The 24,410-nt window shown below is 68.7% G+C and carries 13 protein-coding genes and 1 pseudogene; 4 read left to right on the top strand and 10 right to left on the bottom strand.

Features of this window, described 5'->3' with window-relative positions; translation table 11 throughout:
• Positions 1-79 precede the first annotated feature (79 nt).
• The gene (locus ACV7NM_RS08615; RefSeq protein WP_351373912.1) at positions 80-742 is read right to left on the bottom strand and encodes a potassium channel family protein; all 663 of its coding nucleotides are present in this window, start codon (positions 740-742) and stop codon (positions 80-82) included.
• Positions 739-1,407, bottom strand: a complete 669-nt coding sequence (locus tag ACV7NM_RS08610; protein ID WP_463409746.1) for a potassium channel family protein — start codon at positions 1,405-1,407, stop codon at positions 739-741. Before ACV7NM_RS08610 ends, ACV7NM_RS08615 begins: the two co-directional genes overlap by 4 nt.
• Positions 1,408-1,617: 210 nt before the next feature.
• On the opposite strand from ACV7NM_RS08610, the gene ACV7NM_RS08605 reads away from it, so the two are divergent.
• Positions 1,618-3,666, top strand: a complete 2,049-nt coding sequence (locus tag ACV7NM_RS08605) for an APC family permease (protein ID WP_463409745.1) — start codon at positions 1,618-1,620, stop codon at positions 3,664-3,666.
• Between the two features lie 102 nt (positions 3,667-3,768).
• A complete protein-coding gene (locus tag ACV7NM_RS08600) occupies positions 3,769-5,100 on the top strand; it encodes a class I SAM-dependent RNA methyltransferase (RefSeq protein ID WP_463409744.1) in 1,332 nt (443 codons plus the stop codon).
• Between the two features lie 51 nt (positions 5,101-5,151).
• Here the strand turns inward: ACV7NM_RS08600 and ACV7NM_RS08595 are convergent, their stop codons facing one another.
• The 8 genes from ACV7NM_RS08595 to ACV7NM_RS08560 all read right to left on the bottom strand — a co-directional run bounded on the left by ACV7NM_RS08595 (position 5,152) and on the right by ACV7NM_RS08560 (position 13,768).
• On the bottom strand, positions 5,152-6,276 hold the full coding sequence (locus tag ACV7NM_RS08595; RefSeq protein WP_463409743.1) for a 2-oxoacid:ferredoxin oxidoreductase subunit beta: 1,125 nt from the start codon (positions 6,274-6,276) through the stop codon (positions 5,152-5,154).
• A complete protein-coding gene (locus ACV7NM_RS08590) occupies positions 6,269-8,137 on the bottom strand; it encodes a 2-oxoacid:acceptor oxidoreductase subunit alpha (protein ID WP_463409742.1) in 1,869 nt (622 codons plus the stop codon). The genes ACV7NM_RS08595 and ACV7NM_RS08590 overlap by 8 nt, the downstream gene beginning before the upstream one ends.
• A 16-nt stretch (positions 8,138-8,153) precedes the next feature.
• Entirely contained in the window at positions 8,154-9,038 is an 885-nt protein-coding gene (gene metF / locus ACV7NM_RS08585) for a methylenetetrahydrofolate reductase [NAD(P)H] (protein WP_463409741.1), read from the bottom strand.
• A gap of 35 nt (positions 9,039-9,073) precedes the next feature.
• A complete protein-coding gene (locus tag ACV7NM_RS08580; RefSeq protein WP_463409740.1) occupies positions 9,074-10,057 on the bottom strand; it encodes a carbohydrate kinase family protein in 984 nt (327 codons plus the stop codon).
• 1 nt (position 10,058) lies between these two features.
• Positions 10,059-11,282 carry a methionine adenosyltransferase gene (metK, locus tag ACV7NM_RS08575; RefSeq protein WP_463409739.1) on the bottom strand — a complete coding sequence of 408 codons (1,224 nt, stop codon included), beginning with the start codon at positions 11,280-11,282 and terminating at the stop codon, positions 10,059-10,061.
• Between the two features lie 67 nt (positions 11,283-11,349).
• The gene (locus ACV7NM_RS08570; protein WP_463409738.1) at positions 11,350-12,105 is read right to left on the bottom strand and encodes a 4'-phosphopantetheinyl transferase family protein; all 756 of its coding nucleotides are present in this window, start codon (positions 12,103-12,105) and stop codon (positions 11,350-11,352) included.
• Positions 12,102-12,959, bottom strand: a complete 858-nt coding sequence (locus tag ACV7NM_RS08565) for a metallophosphoesterase family protein (RefSeq protein WP_463409737.1) — start codon at positions 12,957-12,959, stop codon at positions 12,102-12,104. Before ACV7NM_RS08565 ends, ACV7NM_RS08570 begins: the two co-directional genes overlap by 4 nt.
• Positions 12,960-12,979: 20 nt before the next feature.
• Positions 12,980-13,768 carry a thioesterase II family protein gene (locus tag ACV7NM_RS08560; protein ID WP_463409736.1) on the bottom strand — a complete coding sequence of 263 codons (789 nt, stop codon included), beginning with the start codon at positions 13,766-13,768 and terminating at the stop codon, positions 12,980-12,982.
• A 358-nt stretch (positions 13,769-14,126) separates the two neighbouring features.
• On the opposite strand from ACV7NM_RS08560, the pseudogene ACV7NM_RS08555 reads away from it, so the two are divergent.
• Both ACV7NM_RS08555 and ACV7NM_RS08550 read left to right on the top strand, forming a co-directional pair.
• A pseudogene (locus ACV7NM_RS08555) lies at positions 14,127-19,580 on the top strand (type I polyketide synthase); the annotation flags it as partial.
• An 86-nt stretch (positions 19,581-19,666) separates the two neighbouring features.
• Positions 19,667-24,370: a type I polyketide synthase gene (locus ACV7NM_RS08550; RefSeq protein WP_463409735.1), complete on the top strand. Its 4,704-nt coding sequence runs from the start codon at positions 19,667-19,669 to the stop codon at positions 24,368-24,370.
• The last annotated feature ends 40 nt before the right edge of the window (positions 24,371-24,410 follow it).

Genomic DNA, 24,410 nt, shown 5'->3' with positions numbered 1-24,410 from the left:
CTCGCGCGGCGCACGGTGACCAAGACGAAGGGGCCGCCGACCACGGTGTGGTCGGCGGCCCCTTCCCGTGCGTACCGTGTCAGTGGCGGGCCTGGAGGAGGTCCTCCAGCTGCTCCTCGCGGGCCTGGGCGGCCACGAAGAGGAGCTCGTCACCAGGCTCCAGGGTCTCCTCGCCGTGCGGGGTGAGCACCCGGTTGCCCCGGATGATCGTGACCAGCGAGGTGTCCTCGGGCCAGTTGATCTCGCTGATCTGCGTGCCCGCGACCGAGGAGTCGGCCGGCAGGGTCAGCTCGACGAGGTTGGCGTCGCCGTGGCTGAAGCGGAGCAGCCGTACCAGGTCGCCGACGCTGACGGCCTCCTCGACCAGGGCGGACATCAGGCGGGGCGTGGAGACGGCGACGTCGACGCCCCAGGACTCGTTGAAGAGCCACTCGTTCTTCGGGTTGTTGACCCGCGCCACGACCCGGGGGACCCCGTACTCGGTCTTGGCGAGCAGGGAGACGACCAAGTTGACCTTGTCGTCCCCCGTGGCGGCGATGACCACGTTGCAGCGCTGGAGCGCGGCCTCGTCCAGCGAGGTGATCTCGCAGGCGTCGGCCAGCAGCCATTCGGCCTGCGGCACCCGCTCCACCGAGATGGCGGTCGGCGCCTTGTCGACGAGCAGCACCTCGTGGCCGTTCTCCAGCAGCTCGCCCGCGATGGAGCGGCCGACGGCGCCGGCTCCGGCGATCGCGACCCTCATGCGTGTGCCTCCTCGGGCCCCTGGGCGAAGACCGCCTCGACCTTCTCGATCTCGTCCGTACGCATCATCACGTGGACGAGGTCGCCCTCCTGGAGGACCGTCTGCGACGTCGGCAGCATGGCCTCGCCCAGCCGGGTGAGGAACGCCACGCGGACGCCCGTCTCCTCCTGGAGCGTGCTGACCTTGTGACCGATCCAGCTCGCCGAGGTGTGCACCTCGGCAAGCTGCAAACCGCCGCTCGGGTCGCGCCACAGCGGCTCCGAACCCGAGGGCAGCAGCCGGCGCAGCATCTGGTCGGCCGTCCACCGCACGGTCGCCACGGTGGGGATGCCCAGGCGCTGGTAGACCTCGGCGCGCTTGGGGTCGTAGATGCGGGCGGCGACGTTCTCGACGCCGAACATCTCGCGGGCCACGCGGGCGGCGATGATGTTGGAATTGTCACCGCTGCTGACGGCGGCGAAGGCGCCCGCCTCCTCGATGCCCGCCTCCCGCAGCGTGTCCTGATCGAAGCCGACCCCGGTCACGCGGCGGCCGCCGAACGATGCCCCCAGTCGACGGAATGCGGTGGGGTCCTGGTCGACGACTGCGACCGTATGACCCTGCTGTTCCAGGGTCTGCGCGAGGGCGGAGCCCACTCTTCCGCAGCCCATGATGACGATGTGCACGGCCGTCCTTCCGGCTGACAGCGGCTCGCTGGTTACCAGCCTCATTGCATGCTCTGGCTAAACAGGGTCTCAGACCATGGCCCAAGCTACACACGGGCGGTCACCAGTGTGACCATTTGGGCTGTGGGTGGGGGCTCATTGGAGCGCGATTGCCCGCTAATAGGGGCGGGGGGTTCGTCAGCCGGTTTTCGAACGCTTACGATCCTTGGCGTGTCCAAACTGACCGACGTGCCCAAACGGATCCTGATCGGCCGGGCGCTCCGCAGCGACCGCCTCGGAGAAACGCTCCTCCCCAAGCGGATCGCCCTACCCGTCTTCGCCTCAGACCCGCTCTCCTCGGTGGCGTACGCCCCCGGCGAGGTCCTGCTGGTCCTGTCGATCGCGGGCGTGTCGGCGTACCGCTACAGCCCGTGGATCGCGCTGGCGGTCGTGGTGCTGATGTTCACCGTGGTCGCGTCCTACCGGCAGAACGTGCACGCCTACCCGAGCGGCGGCGGCGACTACGAGGTCGCCAACACGAACCTCGGGCCCAAGGCCGGTCTCACGGTGGCGAGCGCGCTGCTGGTCGACTACGTCCTGACCGTCGCCGTGTCGATCGCCTCCGGAGTGGAGAATCTCGGCTCCGCCATCCCCTTCGTCGTCGAGCACAAAGTGCTCTGCGCGATCGGGATGATCTTGCTCCTCACACTGATGAATCTGCGCGGCATGAAGGAATCGGGGCGACTGTTCGCGATTCCCACCTATGTCTTCGTCGCGGGCGTATTCATCATGATCGCGTGGGGTGCCTGGCGGGGCCTCGTCCTCGACGAGACCATGAAGGCGCCCACCGCGGATTTCGAGATCAAGGCGGAGCACCAGGGACTGGCCGGTTTCGCGCTGGTCTTCCTGCTGCTGCGCGCCTTCTCCTCGGGCTGTGCCGCACTGACCGGCGTCGAGGCGATCAGCAACGGCGTGCCCGCGTTCCGCAAGCCCAAGAGCAAGAACGCCGCGACCACCCTCGCCCTGATGGGCGCGCTGGCCGTGACGATGTTCTGCGGAATCATCGCCCTGGCGATGGCGACCGACGTCAGGATGGCCGAGAAGCCCGCGACGGACCTGCTCCACAACGGCGTGGCGGTCGGACCGGAGTACGTGCAGAACCCGGTGATCTCCCAGGTCGCCGAAGCCGTCTTCGGCGACGGCAGCTTCCTGTTCATCGTGCTCGCCGCCGCCACCGCACTCGTCCTGTTCCTGGCAGCCAACACGGCCTACAACGGCTTCCCGCTGCTGGGCTCGATCCTCGCCCAGGACCGCTATCTGCCCCGTCAGCTGCACACCCGCGGCGACCGGCTCGCCTTCTCCAACGGCATCGTGCTGCTCGCGGGCGCCGCCGTCCTGCTGATCTGGATCTACGGCGCGGACTCGACCAAGCTGATCCAGCTCTACATCGTCGGCGTCTTCGTTTCCTTCACCCTCAGCCAGACCGGCATGGTCCGGCACTGGAACCGGCACCTGAGGACCGAGAAGGACCAAGGGGTGCGGCGCCGGATGTTCCGCTCCCGCGCGATCAACGCCTTCGGCGCCTTCTTCACCGGCCTGGTGCTGGTCGTGGTCCTCGCCACCAAGTTCACCCACGGGGCCTGGGTCGCCCTGCTGGGGATGTTGATCTTCTACGGCACCATGACCGCCATCCGCAAGCACTATGACCGCGTCGCCGACGAGATCGCCGCCGACGAGGGGCCTAGCGACGACAGCGTGCGGCCCTCGCGGGTCCACTCGATCGTGCTGGTCTCCAAGGTGCACAAGCCCACGCTGCGCGCCCTGGCCTTCGCCAAGCTGACCCGCTCGGACACCCTGGAGGCGCTCAGCATCAGCGTCGACCCGGCCGAGACCAAGGCGCTCAAGGCGGAGTGGGAGCGGCGTGGGATCAACGTACCGCTCAAGATCCTCGACTCCCCGTACCGCGAGATCACGCGGCCGGTGGTGGAGTACGTCAAGGGCCTGCGCAGCGAGAACCCGCGCGACGCGGTCAGCGTCTACATCCCGGAGTACGTCGTCGGCCGCTGGTACGAACACCTGCTGCACAACCAGAGCGCGCTGCGGCTCAAGGGGCGGCTGCTGTTCACGCCCGGCGTGATGGTCACCTCGGTGCCGTACCAGCTGGAGTCCTCGGAGCTCGCGAAGAAGCGGGCGAAGAAGCGGCAGGAGTGGAACGCCCCCGGCGCCGTGCGCCGCGGCCCGGTGGACACCTCGCGGCCCAAGGACCGCGCGGGCAAGTAGCCGCCGGTCGGTCGGTGTGGCGAACGGCCGGACGAGATCCACGTAAACTGGTGGGTCGGTCGTCCGGCCGTTCCCATTTTTATGTTTTGGAGTCTCCCCACCATGACCGAGCAGATCGAGAAGCAGTCACTGGTCGGGGAGGAGTACGAGGTCGAGGTCGGTCCCGTCGCGCACGGCGGCCACTGCATCGCCCGCACCGCCGAGGGTCGCGTCCTGTTCGTCCGCCACACCCTGCCCGGCGAGAAGGTCGTCGCCCGGGTCACGGAGGGCGACGTCGACTCCCGCTTCCTGCGCGCCGACGCGATCACCGTCCTGGAGGCCTCCAAGGACCGCGTCGAGGCGCCGTGCAAGTTCGCCGGCCCCGGCAAGTGCGGCGGCTGCGACTGGCAGCACGCCAAGCCGGGCGCCCAGCGCCGGCTCAAGGGCGAGGTCGTCGCCGAGCAGCTCAAGCGGCTCGCGGGGCTGACCCCGGAGGAGGCCGGCTGGGACGGCACGGTCATGCCGGCCGAGGGCGACAAGCTGCCGGCCGGACAGGTCCCGCAGTGGCGCACCCGGGTCCAGTTCGCGATCGACGAGGACGGCAACGCCGGGCTGCGCAAGCACCGCTCGCACGACATCGAGCTGATCGACCACTGCATGATCGCGGCCGTCGGTGTCGAGGAACTCGGCATCGAGAAGCAGGACTGGCCGCAGATGGAGACGGTGGAGGCCATCGCCGCCTCCGGCTCCGGCGACCGCCAGGTCGTCCTCACCCCGCGCCCGGGCGGCCGACTGCCGCTCGTCGAACTGGACAAGCCCGTCTCGGTGCTGCGGGTGGAGGAGAAGGACGGCGGGGTCCACCGCGTCCACGGCCGCCCCTTCGTGCGCGAGCGCGCGGACGGCCGTACGTACCGCGTGGGCATGGGCGGCTTCTGGCAGGTCCACCCGCAGGCCGCCGACACCCTGATCAAGGCCGTCATGCAGGGGCTGATGCCGCGCAAGGGCGAGATGGCGCTCGACCTCTACTGCGGCGTCGGCATCTTCGCGGGCGCGCTGGCGGAACGGCTCGGCGAGACGGGCGCGGTGCTCGGCATCGAGTCGACGAAGCGCGCGGTCGAGGACGCCCGGCACAACCTGACCGACTTCCCGCGGGTCCGCATCGAGCAGGGCAAGGTCGAGCAGATCCTGCCGAAGACCGGCATCACCGAGTGCGACCTCGTCGTCCTCGACCCCCCGCGCGCCGGCGCCGGCAAGCAGACGGTCCGCCAGGTCGCCGGCCTCACCCCCCGCCGCATCGCCTACGTGGCCTGCGACCCGGCGGCCCTGGCCCGCGACCTGGCGTACTTCGCGGAAAACGGCTACAAGGTCCGCACGCTCCGCGTCTTCGACCTCTTCCCGATGACGCACCACGTGGAGTGCGTGGCGATCCTGGAGCCTACCCAAAAGGGCGTCTGACCTGCAATTTTAGTCAGAGTGCATTATTGGTCCGAGGGTGCGATGTAGCTCTCACGGCCGTACCCGATTTCTCTCTGCGTCGGCCGCTTCCTTCCGGCTGGGCATTCCGGTGAGGGTCCAGGTGTCGTTGCCGGTGAGCAGCGTGGTCAGGTCGCCCTTGCCGCGCTGGTCGATCGCGGCGTCGAGCTGGTCGGCCATGAGGGTGTCGTAGACCGGCCGGTCGAAGTCGCGGAAGACGCCGATGGGCGTGTGGTGGAGCGTGTCGGGGTCGGCGAGGCGGGAGAGCGCGAAGGCGGTGGTCGGGCTCGCCGCGTGCGCGTCGTGGACCAGTACGCGCGCCTCGTTCTCCGGCGTGACGGTGACGACCTCCAGGTCGCCCGTGGTCTGGTCGCGGATCACGCCCTTGTGGCCCTCGGCGCCGAAGCGGATGGGCCGGCCGTGTTCGAGGCGGATGACCGCCTCCTGGGCCTGCTCCTGGTCCTTGAGGACTTCGAAGGCGCCGTCGTTGAAGATGTTGCAGTTCTGGTAGATCTCGATGAGGGCGGTGCCCCGGTGATCGGCCGCCTGGCGCAGGACCTCGGTGAGGTGCTTGCGGTCGGAGTCGACGGTGCGGGCGACGAAGGAGGCTTCGGCGCCGAGCGCGAGGGAGACCGGGTTGAAGGGGGCGTCGAGCGAGCCCATGGGGGTGGACTTGGTGATCTTCCCGACCTCTGAGGTGGGCGAGTACTGGCCCTTGGTCAGTCCGTAGATCCGGTTGTTGAAGAGCAGGATCTTGAGGTTGACGTTGCGGCGCAGCGCGTGGATCAGGTGGTTGCCGCCGATGGACAGCGCGTCCCCGTCACCGGTGACGACCCAGACGGACAGGTCGCGGCGGGAGGTGGCCAGACCGGTCGCGATGGCGGGGGCACGACCGTGGATGGAGTGCATGCCGTAGGTGTTCATGTAATAGGGGAAGCGGGAGGAGCAGCCGATGCCCGAGACGAAGACGATGTTCTCCTTCGCCAGCCCCAGCTCGGGCATGAAGCCCTGCACGGCGGCGAGGACGGCGTAGTCACCGCAGCCCGGACACCAGCGGACCTCCTGGTCCGACTTGAAGTCCTTCATCGACTGCTTGGCCTGGGCCTTCGGTACCAGCGACAGCAGCGACGGGGTCGGCGCGTCGGTCACGTCAGTCATTGATGGCCTCCTTGAGGACCGTCGCGAGCTGTTCCGCCTTGAAGGGCATTCCGTTGACCTGGTTGTACGACTGGGCGTCCACCAGGTACTTCGCCCGGATCAAGGTGGCCAGCTGCCCGAGGTTCATCTCCGGCACCACTACCTTCTCGTAACGCTTCAGGACCTCCCCGAGATTTCCGGGGAACGGGTTGAGGTGGCGCAGGTGGGCCTGGGCGATGGGCAGGCCGGCGGTGCGCAGCCGGCGCACGGCGGCGGTGATGGGGCCGTAGGTGGAGCCCCAGCCCAGGACGAGCGCGCGGGCCCCGTCCGGGTCGTCGACGTCCAGGTCCGCGACGGCGATCTGGTCGATCTTGGCCTGGCGGGTGCGGACCATGAAGTCGTGGTTGGCCGGGTCGTAGGAGATGTTGCCCGAGCCGTCCTGCTTCTCGATGCCGCCGATGCGGTGTTCGAGCCCGGGGGTGCCGGGCAGGGCCCAGGGGCGGGCCAGGGTCTGCGGGTCGCGCTTGTAGGGCCAGAACACCTCGGTGCCGTCGGCGAGGACGTGGTTGGGTGCCGTGGCGAAACTGGTGCGCAGATCGGGCAGGTCGGCGACTTCCGGGATGCGCCAGGGCTCGGAGCCGTTGGCGAGGTAGCCGTCGGAGAGCAGGAAGACCGGCGTGCGGTAGGTCAGCGCGATCCGCGCCGCGTCCAGAGCGGCGTCGAAACAGTCCGCCGGGGTACGGGGGGCGACGATCGGCACCGGCGCCTCGCCGTTGCGCCCGTACATCGCCTGGAGCAGGTCGGCCTGCTCCGTCTTGGTGGGCAGACCCGTGGAGGGGCCGCCGCGCTGGATGTCCACGATCAGCAGCGGCAGCTCCAAGGAGACCGCCAAGCCGATGGTCTCCGACTTGAGCGCGACACCGGGGCCGGAGGTGGTGGTCACCGCCAGGGCGCCGCCGAAGGCCGCGCCGAGGGCCGCGCCGATGCCGGCGATCTCGTCCTCCGCCTGGAAGGTCCGTACGCCGAAGTTCTTGTGCTTGCTCAGCTCGTGCAGGATGTCCGAGGCCGGAGTGATCGGGTACGAGCCCAGGTAGAGCGGGAGATCGGCCTGCCGGCCGGCGGCGATCAGGCCGTAGGCGAGGGCCAGGTTCCCCGAGATGTTGCGGTAGGTACCCGTCGGGAAGGCGCGGGTCGCGGGGGCCACCTCGTAGGAGACCGCGAAGTCCTCGGTCGTCTCACCGAAGTTCCAGCCCGCCCGGAAGGCCGTCACGTTCGCCTCGGCGATGTCCGGCTTCTTCGCGAACTTGCTCCGCAAGAACGCCTCGGTGCCCTCGGTCGGCCGGTGGTACATCCACGACAGCAGGCCCAGCGCGAACATGTTCTTGCTCCGCTCGGCCTCCTTGCGCGAGAGGCCGAAGTCCTTCAGCGCCTCCACGGTCAGCGTCGTCAGCGGCACCGGGTGGATGTTGTACGCGGCGAGGGAACCGTCCTCCAGCGGGGAGGTCTCGTAGCCCACCTTGGCCATCGGCCGTTTGGTGAACTCATCGGTGTTGATGATGATCTCCGCGCCGCGCGGCACATCGCCGATGTTCGCCTTCAACGCCGCCGGATTCATGGCCACCAGCACGTTCGGCGCGTCCCCGGGCGTCAGGATGTCGTGATCCGCGAAATGCAGCTGGAACGACGAGACGCCCGGCAGAGTTCCTGCGGGCGCCCTGATCTCGGCCGGGAAGTTCGGCAGTGTGGAGAGGTCGTTGCCGAACGACGCCGTCTCCGAGGTGAAGCGGTCACCGGTGAGCTGCATGCCGTCACCCGAGTCACCCGCGAAACGGATGATCACACGATCGAGACGGCGGATTTGCTTTGCGGGCAGTTGCGTCATTTCTTCCACCTCGCGTTCAGTCCCCGGGCCGCGTCGGATGCGCGGGCAGCCGTAGCGTGCGATGGATGTCGAGCGCTGCTGTCGAATGGTTGAGCGTGATGTAGTGCAGGCCAGGGGCCTGCGCATCGAGGAGCTGCTGAGCCAGCTCTGTCGCGTGGTCGACTCCTATGCTGTGGGCCTCTTGCGGGTTGTTCCGCGCGGCCTCCAGGCGCCGGGCCAGCTGGTCGGGGAAGGCCGCGTCGCTGAGTGCGGCAAACCGGGTGATCTGCTCGAACCGCACGGCGGGCATGATCTCGGGGATCACCGGAGCGTGGCACCCCGCTGCGGCAAGTCTGTCGCGGAGGCGGAAGTAGTGGTCCGCGCTGAAGAACATCTGAGTGATGGCGTATCCCGCGCCCGCCCGGAACTTCGCCGTGAGATGTCGGATCTCGCTCTCCCAATCCAAGGACCGCGGATGACGCTCGGGGAAGGCCGCGACGCCGATGTCGAAGTCCCCGCACCGACGCACGAGTTGTACGAGATCGATGGCGTGGTGCAGACCGTCGGGATGCGGCACCCAGGGGCCCCGCGGGTTGCCTGGCGGATCGCCGCGAAGCACGAGGACATCCCGGATGCCGGCATCCGCGTAGCGGCCGATGATGTGCCGCAGCTCGGCGACTGAATGCCCGACAGCAGTCAGATGGGCGACCGGTCGCAGCGTGGTCTCCTCCGCGATCCGCTCGGTGATGGCGGCGGTGCGCTCCCGGGAGGAGCCCCCGGCGCCGTACGTCACGGAGACGAACGTCGGGTTCACCGCCTCTACCCGGCGTAGCGCCTGCCACAGTGTCCGCTCGCCGCGCTCCGATTTCGGCGGGAAGAATTCGAAGGAGTACGAGCGCTGCCCGATCCCCAGAGTGTCCACGATGCTCGGGCGGGCCGCTGGAGCCTGAACCGTCGTCACGGGGTGCCCCCGAACACGGCCGCGGTGACGACGGCGGCATCCGCGCCGTAGGAGGATACGAGCCGTTCGTGCAGGCGCTCGCGCGTGACCACATACGACTGTGTGCCCACCGACTCCAGGGCGAGGGTGGCCATCGCGGCGCCGGCTTGGGCCGACTGAAGGCTCTCCAAGCCTGACACCATGGCTGCCAGATATCCCGCGCGGAAGGCATCGCCGACACCGGTCGGGTCCACGACGGTCAGGGCGGAGACGGCGGCGCTCTCGACGGTGGGCCGGCCCACCTGGTCGATGCGGCAGCCCTTGGCCCCGAGGGTGGTGACCCAGGTGCCGACCCGGCCGAGGACCTCGGCTTCGGACCAGCCGGTCTTGCTCAGCAGAAGCGCACGCTCGTACTCGTTGGTGAACAGGTGGTCGGATCCGTCGACCAACTCGCGCAGAGGAGCGCCGTCCAACCGGGCGAGTTGCTGGGCGGGGTCCGCTACGTGGCGGATACCGAGGGTTCGGCATGCGCGGGTGTGGCGCAACATCGCCTCGGGGTCGTCCGCACCGACGAGCACCAGATCGAGTCCGCCGAGTCGCCAGGCCGTCTCGGCGAGGTCGATGGTGCGTGCCTCGGCCATCGCTCCGGCATAGAAGGAGGCCAGCTGGTTGCCCTCCTCGTCGGTGGTGCACATGAACCGGGCTGTGTGGTGAAGACTCGAGACGTGTACCGACTCGGTGTCAACACCCGCTGCGCGCAGGAGGTCGCGGTACTCACCGAAGTCCTTGCCCACCGCTCCGACCAGGGTGGGAGAGTGGCCTAGGGAGCCGAGCCCGTAGACGATGTTCGCCGCGACCCCGCCGTGGCGGATGTCCAGGGTGTCGACCAGGAAAGACAGCGAGACGTGGGCGAGCTGGTCCGGGATGAGTTGGTCGGTGAACCTGCCCGGGAAGGTCATGAGATGGTCGGTGGCGATCGAGCCCGTGATGGCGATGCGCATGTCAGGCCTCCACAGCCTTGCGCAGGGCGTTGACGCGGTCGGTGCGCTCCCAGGTGAAGTCGGGCAGTTCGCGGCCGAAGTGGCCGTAGGCGGCGGTCTGGGCGTAGATGGGCCGCAGCAGGTCCAGGTCGCGGATGATGGCGGCCGGGCGCAGGTCGAAGACCCGGCCGATGGCCTCCTCGATCTTCGTGGTCTCGACCTTGGCGGTGCCGAAGGTCTCCACGAACAGGCCGACGGGCTCGGCCTTGCCGATCGCGTACGCGACCTGCACCTCGCAGCGCGAGGCGAGACCCGCGGCCACCACGTTCTTCGCGACCCAGCGCATCGCGTACGCGGCGGAACGGTCCACCTTGGACGGGTCCTTGCCGGAGAACGCGCCACCGCCGTGGCGGGCCATACCGCCGTACGTGTCGATGATGATCTTGCGGCCGGTCAGGCCGGCGTCACCCATCGGACCGCCGATCTCGAACCGGCCCGTCGGGTTCACCAGGAGGCGGTAGCCCTCGGTGTCGAGCTTGATCCCGTCCTCGATGAGCTGCGCGAGCACGTGCTCGACGACGAACTCGCGGATGTCCGGGGCGAGGAGCGAGTCCAGGTCGATGTCGGCGGCGTGCTGCGAGGACACGACGACCGTGTCGAGGCGGACGGCCTTGTCGCCGTCGTACTCGATGGTGACCTGCGTCTTGCCGTCGGGCCGCAGATAGGGGACGGTGCCGTCCTTGCGGACCTCCGTCAGGCGCCGCGAGAGCCGGTGCGCGATGTGGATCGGGAGCGGCATCAGCTCGGGCGTCTCGTCGCAGGCGTAGCCGAACATCAGGCCCTGGTCGCCGGCGCCCTGCTTGTCCAGTTCGTTACCCTCTTCACCTGTGGCGGCGCCCTCGACGCGCTGTTCGTAGGCGGTGTCGACGCCCTGGGCGATGTCCGGGGACTGCGCGCCGATGGACACCGAAACGCCGCAGGAGGCGCCGTCGAAGCCCTTCTTCGAGGAGTCGTAGCCGATCTCCAGGATCTTGTCGCGGACGAGCTGCGCGATCGGCGCGTACGCCTTCGTCGTCACCTCGCCCGCGATGTGCACGAGACCGGTGGTGATCAGCGTCTCGACGGCCACGCGCGAGGTCGGGTCCTCACGGAGGAGCGCGTCGAGGATCGTGTCGCTGATCTGGTCAGCGATCTTGTCGGGGTGACCCTCGGTCACGGACTCCGAGGTGAACAGACGGCGGGACATGGGGTCTCCGTACTCGATTCGGTGTGAGAGGACCGGGGGCCGGTACGGCCGACCCGGACCGCGAGTCTCAGCGGACCACGGTGGTGGGGTGTTCCACGGGGGCCGGGCCCGTATGCAGCGATGTCGATCGGCCGGCCCAGGCCTCCGCCAGGGTCCCGGCCCCGGACCGGGTCACTGTGATCGCGGTGAGGAGCAGACCGTCCCTGGTCAGCCAGCTGCCACGGAAACCGTGCAGCCTGACGCCGTCCACGAGCGGTCCGGGGACCAGTAGACGCGAGGAGAACGTGCCCTCCTCGGGTTCGATCACAACCGTGGCCTCCAGGAAGTCCAGCCAACGGTGGGTCAATGGGAACCAGGCCTTGTAGATGCTCTCCTTGGCGCTGAAGAGCATCCGGTCCCAGCAGACGTCGGGCCGCTGTGCCGCAAGCCGGGCGAGCTGTCGCTGCTCCTCGGGCCGCGCCACGTGGTGCAGCACCCCGGTGTTGGGCAGCGGCTGGTTGGGCTCGGCATCCAGTCCGATGGTGGTGACGTCCGACGATCGCGCGACCGCAGCCGCCCGGTACCCGGTGCAGTGCGTCAGACTGCCGACGATCGCGGTCGGCCACACGGGCTCGCCGGATGCCCCAGGCAGCAGCGGCGCGGGAGGGATTCCCAGCCGTCCGAGTGCCTCTCTGGCACACACTCGGACGGTCGCGTACTCACGGCGGCGTGCGGGTACCGCATGCGCGACGACCTCGGCCTCCGCCGGGAAGAGCGACTCGACGGGAGAGTCGCTGAATGACTCGACCACCTCGACCGAAGCCGGCAGCAGATCCTCGATCACAGGCGCACCTCTTCGGCGGCAGCGGCCGGGAGCACTTCCACGAGCTGGCCCGGGTTCGTGCCGTAACGACGCCACTCGCGCGGGTAGCCCAGGGACACCTCGTGGTGCGGCACTCCGTCGTGATAAGTGAGCCGGGGAATGTGCAGATGGCCGTAGACCACCGCCGCCGCGCGGAAGCGGGTCGGCCAGTCGGCGGTGGCGACGGTCCCGCACCACATGGCGAACTCTGGATGCCTCAGGATAAACGTGGGGTCGCGGACCAGCGGAAAGTGGTTCATGAGCACGGTGGGCATGCCGGTGGGCAGGGCGGCCAGCCGTGCTTCCGTGCTCTCCACCCTGGCCCGACACCATGCTTCCCGGGAGGGATACGGGTCCGGGTGCAGCATGAACTCGTCACTGCAGACGATGCCCGCTCGCTCCGCGATGGCCAGCCCGGATGCCTTGTCCACCGCGCCGGCAGGCAGGAAAGAGTAGTCGTACAGGACGAACAGCGGGGCGATTGCAGTGGGGCCGCCTGCCCCCTCCCAGATGGGAAAGGGGTCCTCGGGGGTCACAACCCCCAACGCGTGGCACATCGACACCAGATGCTCGTAACGCCGCACACCGCCGAGCCGCAGGGGGTCGTCCGGAGTGGTCCACAGTTCATGGTTGCCCGGCACCCAGATCACCTTGGCGAACCGACCGGCAAGGAGCTCCAGGGTCCGATGGATGTCGGTGCTGTTTTCCCCGACATCCCCCGCGACCAGCAGCCAGTCGCCGTCCGACGTCGGCCGGATCCCTTGGAGGATCTCCTTGTTCTCGTCGTAGCGGACGTGGAGGTCGCTGATGGCCAGGAGTTTTCCGTACCCCGACATCGAAAGCCTCTGTTTCTGAACTACACGTGGAGTTCGGTGGCCGGCATACGGCCATCGATGAATTCGCCGGTCTTCTTGATCACTTCGGTTGCGTGGTCGTTGATGAAGAAATGGCCGCCGGAGAAAACCTTCAGGCCGAAGGCCCCCGACGTGTGGGTGGACCAGGCTCGTGCCTCTTCGATCGTCACATGTGGATCGGAGTCACCCGTCATGGCGAAGACCCGGCAGTTGATCTCGGGCACCCCGCCGACTTGGTAGCGGTACGTCTCGGCGGCTTTGTAGTCGCTGCGTACATAGGGAAGGATCATTTCGAGGATTTCCGGGTCATCGAGCATCCGGTGGTCGGTTCCGCTCAGCCGCTTCAGGTCCTCTATCAGTCCGCGGTCATCCAATTCGTGGATTCGTTCGTCGCGGGGTCGGGAAGGTGCCCGACGTCCCGAGGCCACCAGACCGAGCAATTCGATCCCGGCGCGCTCCAGTCGTACCGCGACCTCGAACGCCACCGTGGCGCCGAGGCTGTGACCGAAGAGAGTGAGGGGCCGGTCGGCCCAAAGGAGCAGCTCGGCGGCAGCGAGATCGGCCAGCTGGTGGATGTCCTCGATGCAAGGCTCGCCGCGTCGGTCCTGCCGGCCCGGATACTGGACCGCCAGGACGTCCACGGCGGGCGACATACCCCGCGCGACGGGGAGGAAGTACGCAGCCGAGCCACCCGCGTGCGGGAAGCAGACCAGCTGCGTCGGCGCCGAAGGGGCCGGCTCGAAACGTCGGATCCACGCACTGGTTCGTTCTGGTGCCGCGGCCTCATTCACTGGCAGGCTTCCCTTCTGTACTCCGCCCACAAGGCGAACGCCGTCTTGGCCGACGGGCAGTCGAACCGGAACAACATTCAAGCCGGATAGACATGAGAGCCACCAGACGATTCACCCCCTGAAGGAGCCCGGAACCTTCGTTCCACCCCCTAACCCACAGGCCCGCCGGGACTAGGGGTCCCCCTTGGCCGCAGTCAGGGGTTGGCCGCCCAGGGGGGCCTCAGTAGCCTCCGAAGCGAAGAATCAGACGTCTTGTGAAACGCCGAGACGACTGACTGAAAACCGCACACTCCCGGCTGCCGTGCCGTGTGAGCCATGGGGATCCGAACTGACGCAGAGGGGGCCTTCGGTGGGCAACGAGGAAAGGCTTCTTGAATACCTGAGGCGCGCCACTGCCGATTTGCGAACGACGCGCGAACGCCTTTCCCGTGCTGAGGGGTTGTTGGCGGGGGAGCGGGTGGCGGTGGTGGGGATGGCGTGCCGGTATCCGGGTGGGGTGGCGTCTCCGGAGGGTTTGTGGGGTGTGGTTTCCGGGGGTGTGGATGCGGTTGGTGTGTTTCCTGGGGATCGTGGTTGGGATGTTGCGGGGTTGTTCGATCCGGAGGTGGGTCGGGTTGGTAAGTCGTATGCGCGGGAGGGTGGTTTTCTGCGTGATGCGGCGTTGTTCGATGCGGGTTTGTTCGGTGTGAGTCCGAATGAGGCGTTGTCGATGGATCCGCAGCAGCGGTTGTTGTTGGAGGCGTCGTGGGAGGGGTTGGAGCGGGCGGGGATTGATCCTCTGTCGTTGAAGGGGAGTGCGACGGGTGTTTTCGCGGGGTTGATGTATCACGATTACGGGTTGGGTGCCGAGGCGGCGGTGACCAGTGGGGGGAGTCTGGTCTCGGGGCGCGTTGCCTACAGCCTGGGGCTTGAGGGTCCGGCGGTGACGGTGGATACGGCGTGTTCGTCGTCGTTGGTGGCGATGCATCTGGCGGCGCAGTCGTTGCGGTCGGGTGAGTGTTCGCTGGCGTTGGCCGGCGGTGTGACCGTGATGTCCACCCCCGATGTCTTCATCTACTTCAGCCAGCAGCGCGGCCTGGCAGCCGACGGGCGGTGCAAGCCCTTCGCCGATGCTGCCGACGGCACCGGCTGGGGCGAGGGCGTGGGCGTACTGGTGCTGGAGCGGTTGTCGGACGCGCGGCGCAACGGCCATCCGGTGCTTGCCGTGCTGCGCGGGTCTGCCGTCAACCAGGACGGTGCGTCGAGCCGACTGACCGCCCCTCACGGTCCTTCGCAGCGACGGGTGATTCGGCAGGCGTTGTCGAATGCGCAGTTGTCGGCTGCTGATGTGGATGTGGTGGAGGCGCACGGTACGGGTACGACGTTGGGTGATCCGATCGAGGCGCAGGCGTTGTTGGCGACGTATGGCCAGGACCGGCCTGCGGAGCGGCCGTTGTGGCTGGGGTCGGTCAAGTCGAACATCGGTCATACGCAGGCTGCTGCGGGTGTGGCTGGTGTGATCAAGATGGTGATGGCGATGCGGGAGGGTGTTCTTCCGCGGACGTTGCATGTGGATGAGCCGTCTTCGCAGGTGGATTGGTCTGTGGGTGCGGTGGAGTTGTTGACGGAGGAGCGGGAGTGGCCGGCGGTTGCGGGTCGTCCGCGGCGTGCGGGTGTGTCGTCGTTCGGTCTGAGCGGGACGAATGCGCATGTGATTCTGGAGGAGCCGGAGGCCGTCGAGGCGTCTGAGGTTCCTGTGGTGGCTGCTGGTGTGGTGCCGTGGGTGGTGTCGGGGCGTAGTGCTGAGGCGTTGCGTGCTCAGGCTGCCGCTTTGGTGGCGCACGTGGAGAAGACCGCGGATCTGCGGCCGGTGGATGTGGCGTTCTCGTTGGCTACGTCGCGTGCGGCTTTGGAGCACCGGGCCGTGGTGGTCGCGGGGGACCGTGAGGGGATCGTCGCGGGGTTGTCGGCGCTGGCGGCCGGTGAGCCTGGTGCGGGTGTGGTCCGTGGTGTCGCGCGTGCGGGTGAAGGTACGGCGTTCTTGTTCACGGGTCAGGGTGCTCAGCGGGTGGGGATGGGGCGTGGTTTGTATGACGCTTTCCCTGTTTTTGCGGAGGCTTTTGATGCGGTGGTCGCGTTGTTGGATGTGCGGCTGGGTGTGTCGGTGCGTGAGGTGGTGTGGGGTGAGGATGCGGGTGCGCTGAATCGGACGGTGTTTGCTCAGGCCGGTTTGTTTGCGGTTGAGGTGGCGTTGTTCCGGTTGGTGGAGTCGTGGGGTGTGCGGCCGGACTTCGTGGTGGGGCATTCGGTGGGTGAGGTGGCTGCGGCGCATGTGGCGGGGGTGTTGTCGTTGGAGGATGCGGCGGCGCTGGTTGCCGCGCGTGGCCGGCTGATGCAGGCGCTGCCTGCGGGTGGCGCGATGGTTGCCGTTCGGGCCGGGGAGGGGGAGGTTCTTCCGTTGTTGTCGGCTGGTGTGAGTGTGGCCGCTGTCAACGGGCCTTCCTCTGTGGTGATCTCGGGTGTCGAGGACGAAGTCCTGGCGGTGGCGGGCCGGCTCGATGCGCAGGGTTGTAAGACGAAGCGGTTGCAGGTGAGTCACGCGTTTCATTCGGCGTTGATGGATCCGATGCTGGAGGAGTTTGCCGCGGTTGTGGAGTCGTTGTCGTTTGGGGCGCCGAAGCTTGGCGTGGTGTCGACGGTGACGGGTGCCGTGGTCGACGGTGAGTGGTCGGAGCCTTCGTATTGGGTGGGTCAGGTGCGGGAGCCGGTCCGGTTCGCGGACGCGGTGGGCACGCTGGCGGGTCGTGGTGTGGGGACGTTTGTGGAGTTGGGGCCGGATGCGGCTCTGGTTCCGATGGGTGTGGACGTTGTGGGTGAGGCTGAAGGGGTCGGGTTCGTCGGGTTGCAGCGTCGTGGCCGGGACGAGGTGACGGAGTTGCTGACGGGGCTGGGTGCGCTGTTCGCCCGTGGGGTCGTGGTTGACTGGTCGGCGTTCTTCGCGGGGACCACGGCCCGGCTTACCGACCTGCCCACCTACGCCTTCCAACGACAGCACTACTGGCTGAACGCCCAGTCGCTCGACAACATCGCGCGCGTCGGGCTGACAGCGATCGAGCATCCCTTCCTCCGAGCCGTCGTTGAGCTTCCCGAGGGCGACGGCCTGCTCCTCACCGGGCGCATCAGCCTCGGCGAGCAGCGATGGCTCGCGGATCACGACCTGGACGGCGTCAAGGAGTTCCCCGCAACGGGGCTCCTGGAACTCGGGCTGTGCGCCGCGCACCACCTCGGCTACGACGTCGTGCGCAGCCTCATCGTTGAGAAACCTCTCGTCCTCGCCGCCGACGGATCGGCCACCGCTCTACGGATATGGGTCGGCACGCCCGACGAGGCAGGTGAGCGGCCGCTGCGCGTGCACTCCCGTCCCGAAGGGATCGATGTGCCGTGGATTCTGCACGCCACAGCAGTTCTTGCGGTCGGTGACCGCACGTCGGCAGCTCATGATGAGGGCCGTGTCTGGCCGCCGGTCGGGGCAGTCCCGCTCGACGTGGACGACGTCTACGAGCAGCTGCTCGCGAGTGGCCACGGCTACGGGCCGGCGTTCCAGGGGGTCACGGCCGCATGGCGGCACGGGGACCACCTGCTGGCCGAGGTCGCGTTGCCCGATGAGGCCGGTGAAGCCCCGCACTTCGCAGTGCATCCGGCTCTGCTGGACGCGGCACTGCAGGCGCACCGCATCAGCCCGGAGTACGGCGGAACGACGGTGATGCCCGCCGAATGGGGCGACGTGACCCTGCAGGCGACAGGGGCGTCCGCGCTGCGTGTCCGAGTCGTACCTGGTGAGGCCGGACGGGTGGCCGTCAGCATGACCGATCCGGCGGGCGGGATCGTGCTCACGGTCGGCTCCGTCGTATCGCGCCGGGCCCAGGGCCGGACCGTGGCATCGACGGGCCGTGGTGCGCTGTTCCGGCTGGACTGGACTCCCAGGGAGGACGCTCGCCCCGCCGGGACCGAGCCACGGGCCGTGGTGCTGTTGGGCAGTGCGGAGTACGCACCCCTCGGCCCGGTACCCGCCTACTCGCGCCCGGCGGAGCTCGCCGCCGAGCTCGCCGCGGACGGACTCGCCCCCCGCACGGCGGTCCTGCCGCTGCCCCGCACCGACGGTGACCTTCCGCGGACGGCCGACGACCTGACACGACGCACGCTCGAAACCGTCCAGGAATGGCTCACCCATGACGGGCTGGAGGACTCTCGGCTCGCCGTGGTCACGCGGGGCGCCGTCCCCGTGCGCGGTGGCGTGGCCGATCCCGCCCAGGGGGCCGTATGGGGGCTCGTACGCGCAGCCCAGGCCGAGCACCCCGACAGGTTCCTGCTCATCGATCTGGATCCCGAAGCCGGTCCGGACGAGCTTGAGTGGACCCTCGTAGCGGCGCTCGGCACCGGTGAGCCCGAGGCTGCGGTACGAAGCGGTGTAATTCTGCTGCCCAGGCTGGCCACGGCTCCGGCTCCGGTGCCGGAGACCCGCCCCTCGGCGACGGCGGAGGGCACCGTACTCATCACGGGTGGGACACAGGGTGCGGGCGCCGTTCTGGCACGCCATCTCGTCTCCGTACGAGGAACGAAGCGGCTGGTCCTGACCGGGCGCTCCGATGTCGAAGCCACGGCCCTGGTGTCCGAGCTGGTGGAACAGGGAGCCCACGTCACCGTCGAAGCGGGCGATGTCGCCGACCCCGAGGTACTCGCCGGGCTGCTATCGCGTATCGACGACGCGTACCCGCTGACGGCGGTGGTGCACGCCGAATCCACCGACGACAGCACGACGATCGGCACCCTGACGGGGGAGCGGTTGGCGGCGGTCCTGCGCGCCCGGGCCATCGCCGCCTGGAGCCTGCACGAGGCGACGCAGGACCTTGCACTGGATGCCTTCGTCCTGATCGGAACATCGGCGGGACTGCTGCACGGCGCCGGCCAGGCCGATACCGCTGCTGCGGCCACCTTCATCGACGCGCTCGCTGCCCAGCGGCGGGCCCTGGGCCTCCCGGCGCTCGCGTTGGCCTACGGTCCGTGGGCCGCGGACGGCGAACCAGCGGTGGGGTACCACCGCCGCATGGGCTCGCTGGGGCTTCCCGCGCTGACCGAGGCTGAGGGGCTGGCCCTCTTCGAGGTGGCCCTCGACTCCGGAGAGCCTTCGCTGTTCCCGATAGGCCTCGACCGGAATGTGCTGCGCTCGATGTCCGACGCCGTGCCGCCCGTACTGCACGGGGTGGTGCCCGCGTACGGGCGGCGACAGCAGCAGGCCTCCGGCCGGCGGGCGGGCGACCTGCGGCGGAGGCTGAGCGGTCTGCCGCCCCACGAGCGCGAAGAGGAGCTGCTGGAAGTCGTACGTACGCAGGCCGCGGCCGTCCTCGGACACGCCTCGGTGGACGCGGTCGAGCCGGGCCGCGCCTTCCAGGAACTCGGGTTCGACTCGCTCGCCGGCGTCGAGCTGCGCAGGCGGCTCAGCGAGGTGACCGGGCTCCAGCTCACCGCAACCCTGGTCTTCGACTACCCGAACTCCCGCGCCGCTGCCGAGTACATCGCGGCGGAGATCGCCCCGGCCGAGGAGGACCGCGCCCGCTCCCTGATCGGGGAGATCGACCGGCTGGAATCCATGCTCGGCGAGGTCGCACTCGACGACGGTCACACGCGGGTCACCTCACGTCTGGAAGCGCTGCTGCGCAAGTGGCGCGACACCCATGCTGCCGGAGCTGCTGCCCCGGAGATCGAGGCTGTCGTCGACACGGCCACGGACGACGAGCTGTTCGATGTCCTGGACCAGGAACTCGGCATTTCGTAGCCCGGCCGCGCTCGCCGCCGCGTCGGCGGTGGCGGCCCTCGGAACATTCCGCTTCCCCATGCAACACGAGATCGGTCAAGGTGGAGATGAGCGACAACGAGAAGCTCCGCGAGTACCTCAAGCGTGCCACTGCTGAACTGCAGCAGACCAAGCGGCGGCTGCGCGAGTCGGATGCGCGGCAGCACGAGCCGATTGCCATCGTCGCGATGAGCTGTCGGTACCCGGGCAGCGTCCGCTCGCCGGAGGACCTGTGGCAGCTGGTCGCCGAGGGCAGGGACGCGATCACCACCCTTCCCGAGAACCGTGGCTGGGATGTCGAGGGCCTGTACGATCCGGAGCCCGCGACCCCTGGCAAGACGTACTCGCGCAACGGTGGATTCCTGCACGAGGCGGATGAGTTCGACGCGGACTTCTTCAAGATCAGCCCGCGGGACGCCAAGGCGATGGATCCGCAGCAGCGGCTGCTGCTGGAGACCTCGTGGGAGGCGCTGGAGCGGGCCGGGATCGACCCGCTGTCGCTGAAGGGAAGCCCGACCGGCGTCTTCGCAGGGATCGCCTACCACGATTACGTCGGGGACGGCGGCATCGGCGGGCTGGCCAGCGTCGCCTCGGGGCGCGTTGCCTACAGCCTGGGCCTGGAGGGGCCGGCGGTGACGGTGGATACGGCGTGTTCGTCGTCGTTGGTGGCGATGCATCTGGCGGCGCAGTCGTTGCGGTCGGGTGAGAGTTCGCTGGCGTTGGCCGGCGGCGTCACCGTCATGGCCACTCCCCGCGCATTCGTCGGCTTCAGCCAGGACCGGGGTCTCGCGCCGGACGGCCGGTGCAAGTCGTTCGCCGCCGCTGCCGACGGCACGGGCTGGGGCGAGGGAATCGGCATGCTGCTGCTGGAGCGGCTGTCGGACGCGCGGCGCAACGGACGCCCGGTACTTGCGGTGCTGCGGGGCAGTGCGATCAACCAGGACGGTGCGTCGAACGGTCTGACTGCGCCGAACGGTCTGGCGCAGCAGCGGTTGATCCGGCAGGCGTTGTCGAATGCGCAGTTGTCGGTTGCTGATGTCGATGTGGTGGAGGCACACGGCACCGGGACGGTGCTGGGTGATCCGATCGAGGCGCAAGCGTTGTTGGCGACGTATGGCCAGGACCGACCTGCCGACCGCCCGCTGTGGCTCGGCTCGTTGAAGTCGAACATCGGTCACGCCCAGGCGGCGGCCGGTGTGGGCGGTGTCATCAAGATGGTGATGGCGATGCGCAACGAGCTGCTGCCACGCACGCTGAACATCGATGAGCCCACCCACCAAGTGAACTGGTCGGAAGGCAACATCTCGCTCCTGGCCGAGGAGCGGGAGTGGCCGGCGGTTGCGGGTCGTCCGCGGCGGGCGGGTGTGTCGTCGTTCGGTCTGAGCGGGACGAATGCGCACGTCATCGTGGAGGAGCCGGAGGTTGTCGAGGCGTCTGAGGTTCCTGTGGTGGCTGCTGGTGTGGTGCCGTGGGTGGTGTCGGGGCGTAGTGCTGAGGCGTTGCGTGCTCAGGCTGCGGCTTTGGTGGCGCACGTGGAGAAGACCGCGGATCTGCGGCCGGTGGATGTGGCGTTGTCGTTGGTGACGTCGCGTGCGGCTTTGGAGCACCGGGCTGTGGTGGTGGGTTCGGATCGCGCGGAGTTGGTGCGTGGTCTGGAGTCGGTGGTTTCGGGGTCGGGTCGTGTGGTGGATTCGGTTCGGCGTGGCCGGGTCGGGTTCTTGTTCACGGGTCAGGGTGCTCAGCGGGTGGGGATGGGGCGTGGTTTGTATGACGCTTTCCCTGTTTTTGCGGAGGCTTTTGATGCGGTGGTCGCGTTGTTGGATGTGCGGCTGGGTGTGTCGGTGCGTGAGGTGGTGTGGGGTGAGGATGCGGGTGCGCTGAATCGGACGGTGTTTGCTCAGGCCGGTTTGTTTGCGGTTGAGGTGGCGTTGTTCCGGTTGGTGGAGTCGTGGGGTGTGCGGCCGGACTTCGTGGTGGGGCATTCGGTGGGTGAGGTGGCTGCGGCGCATGTGGCGGGGGTGTTGTCGTTGGAGGATGCGGCGGCGCTGGTTGCCGCGCGTGGCCGGCTGATGCAGGCGCTGCCTGCGGGTGGCGCGATGGTTGCCGTTCGGGCCGGGGAGGGGGAGGTTCTTCCGTTGTTGTCGGCTGGTGTGAGTGTGGCCGCTGTCAACGGGCCTTCCTCTGTGGTGATCTCGGGTGTCGAGGACGAAGTCCTTGCTATCACTGCTGAGTTGGTTGCTCGGGGTTGTAAGACGAAGCGGTTGCAGGTGAGTCATGCGTTTCATTCGGCGTTGATGGATCCGATGCTGGAGGAGTTTGCCGCGGTTGTGGAGTCGTTGTCGTTTGGGGCGCCGAAGCTTGGCGTGGTGTCGACGGTGACGGGTGCCGTGGTCGACGGTGAGTGGTCGGAGCCTTCGTATTGGGTGGGTCAGGTGCGGGAGCCGGTCCGGTTCGCGGACGCGGTGGGCACGCTGGCGGGTCGTGGTGTGGGGACGTTTGTGGAGTTGGGGCCGGATGCGGCTCTGGTTCCGATGGGTGTGGACGTTGTGGGTGAGGCTGAAGGGGTCGGGTTCGTCGGGTTGCAGCGTCGTGGCCGGGACGAGGTGACGGAGTTGCTGACGGGGCTGGGTGCGCTGTTCGCCCGTGGGGTCGTGGTTGACTGGTCGGCGTTCTTCGCGGGGACCACGGCCCGGCTTACCGACCTGCCCACCTACGCCTTCCAACGACAGCACTACTGGTACGACTTCGCCGCCGAGGCCCCTTCGTATCAGCAGCAGAGCGACGTGGACGCCCTCGGATACAAGGTGGAGTGGCAACGCCTGCCGGATTCGCAGCACACCGGCACCGACGGACTCTGGATCGTGGTCGTACCCGAGGGGCGCGGCAAGGAAGAGTCCGTCTCCGCGGTCACCGACGCCCTCGTCGGCGAGGGTGCCTCGGTGGCCCTGATCGAGAGCGCCGGCGAGGACCGGCAGGCACTCGCCGCGCAGCTGCGTTCCGCCGCCGGAGCGACATCGGCCGCCGGGGTCCTGTCACTGCTGGCCGCGGAAGACCGCCCCCACGACCGGTATCCCGAACTGGCCCACGGAACCGCCGCCACTCTGCTGCTCGTGCAGGCGCTCGGCGACGTGGGCATCACCGCACCGCTCTGGTGTGCCACCAGCGGCGCCGTGGCCGTCCACGGACCGGCCGAGGTCGGCAGCCCGGGGCAGGCGGCCCTGTGGGGCCTGGGCATCGGGTTGTCGCTGGACCTGCCCGATGTGTGGGGTGGTCTCGTCGACCTGCCAGGCAGCGTGGACGAGGCGGTCGCCCGGCGGCTGTGCCACGTCATGGCCGGGGGGCCGGGCGGTGAAGACCAGGTCGCGCTCCGCGTAGAGGGTGCGTACGCCCGTCGCCTCGTACGGGCTCCGCTCACCGGCACCCCGGCCACCACGCAGTCCGGAATTTCCGCCGCGGACGGGCCCGGAACCGTGCTCATCACTGGTGGAACCGGCGGCCTCGGTGCGCACGTGGCCCGCATGCTGGCGGCCGACGGGGCACCTCATCTGCTGCTCACCAGTCGTCGCGGCCGCGCAGCCGAAGGAGCCGCGGACCTCGAGGCCGAACTGGTCGCGCTCGGGTCCCAAGTGACCATCGCGGCCTGCGACGTAGCTGATCGCGAGGCGCTTGCCCAGCTCATCGGTGCCATCGGACCGGAGCGGCCGCTCACTGCGGTGGTGCACGCCGCCGGAGCGATGCAGAGGCCGGCCCCGCTGGCGGAGACAACGCTGGACGAACTCGCCGAGACGGCACGGGCGAAGGTGCTCGGCGCCGCGCATCTGGACGAGATCCTCGGGGACCGCCCACTGGACGCGTTCGTCCTGTTCTCCTCCGGTGCCGCCGTCTGGGGCAGCGCGGGTCAGGCCGCCTACGGCAGCGCCAATGCCTACCTCGACGGCCTCGCCCACCAGCGCCGGGCACGCGGCCTCGCCGCGACCTCGATCGCCTGGGGCTCCTGGGAGGCCGGGATGGTCGATGCCGAGGTCAGCGCAATGAGCCGGCGCATCGGCGCGCCCGCCATGAGCCCGCGCCGGGCGATCGCGGCACTGCGTAAGGTGCTCGGGAGCACCGAGAGCCATGTGGTGGTCGCCGACTTCGACTGGTCGCGCTTCGCACCCACCTATACGCTCGCCCGCCCGCGCCCCTTGCTCTTCTCGCTGCCGGAGGCCAAGGCGACTCTGGAAGGCGACGAGAACGAATCGGGATCCGCTGGGTCGGGGCTCGCCGGGGAACTGGCCGGGCTGTCGCAGCCGGATCAGGAGCGGGTGCTGCTGAACCTGGTGCGCACGCATGTGGCCGGCCTGCTCGGCTACGACGCACCGGGCGCGGTCGACGCTGCACGGTCCTTCGACGACCTGGGCTTCGACTCGGTCGCCGCGGTGGACCTGCGGAGCCGACTGGCGAAGGCCGTGGGCAGGAAGCTGCCGGCCACGATGGTCTTCGACTTCGCGAGCCCCGCGGCTCTCGCGGGATACCTGCGCACGCAGCTCGTACAGGTCGACGCCGCCGGAGAGCTGCCCGTGCTCGCGGCCCTGGACCGGTTCGAGACATCGCTGGGGGCGCTCGCACCCGAGGAAGTGGAACGCATGGGGATCACCGGCCGGCTGCAGTCCCTGCTGGGGCGGCTGACCGGCGGTGACGAGAGAGTCGGCGGTGATGTGAGCGGTCAGCTCGAGTCGGCGTCGGCAGAGGACGTCTTCGACTTCATCGACAAGGAATTGGGCCTTGCCTGAGTGCAAGACCGTGGCTGCCCGGACAAAGGATTCGTGGGAC

The organism is Streptomyces sp. Tek67B01 (assembly GCF_055231995.1).
The sequence above is the reverse complement of the archived record's forward strand: the minus strand, read 5'-3'. Positions and strand labels throughout refer to the sequence as shown.

Coding starts and splice junctions, on each gene's coding strand:
- ACV7NM_RS08615 (WP_351373912.1), bottom strand. CDS start 742: ATGAGGGTCGCGATCGCCGGAGCCGGCGCCGTCGGCCGCTCCATCGCG.
- ACV7NM_RS08600 (WP_463409744.1), top strand. CDS start 3,769: ATGACCGAGCAGATCGAGAAGCAGTCACTGGTCGGGGAGGAGTACGAG.
- ACV7NM_RS08595 (WP_463409743.1), bottom strand. CDS start 6,276: ATGACTGACGTGACCGACGCGCCGACCCCGTCGCTGCTGTCGCTGGTA.
- ACV7NM_RS08590 (WP_463409742.1), bottom strand. CDS start 8,137: ATGACGCAACTGCCCGCAAAGCAAATCCGCCGTCTCGATCGTGTGATC.
- ACV7NM_RS08580 (WP_463409740.1), bottom strand. CDS start 10,057: ATGCGCATCGCCATCACGGGCTCGATCGCCACCGACCATCTCATGACC.
- metK (WP_463409739.1), bottom strand. CDS start 11,282: ATGTCCCGCCGTCTGTTCACCTCGGAGTCCGTGACCGAGGGTCACCCC.
- ACV7NM_RS08565 (WP_463409737.1), bottom strand. CDS start 12,959: ATGTCGGGGTACGGAAAACTCCTGGCCATCAGCGACCTCCACGTCCGC.
- ACV7NM_RS08550 (WP_463409735.1), top strand. CDS start 19,667: ATGAGCGACAACGAGAAGCTCCGCGAGTACCTCAAGCGTGCCACTGCT.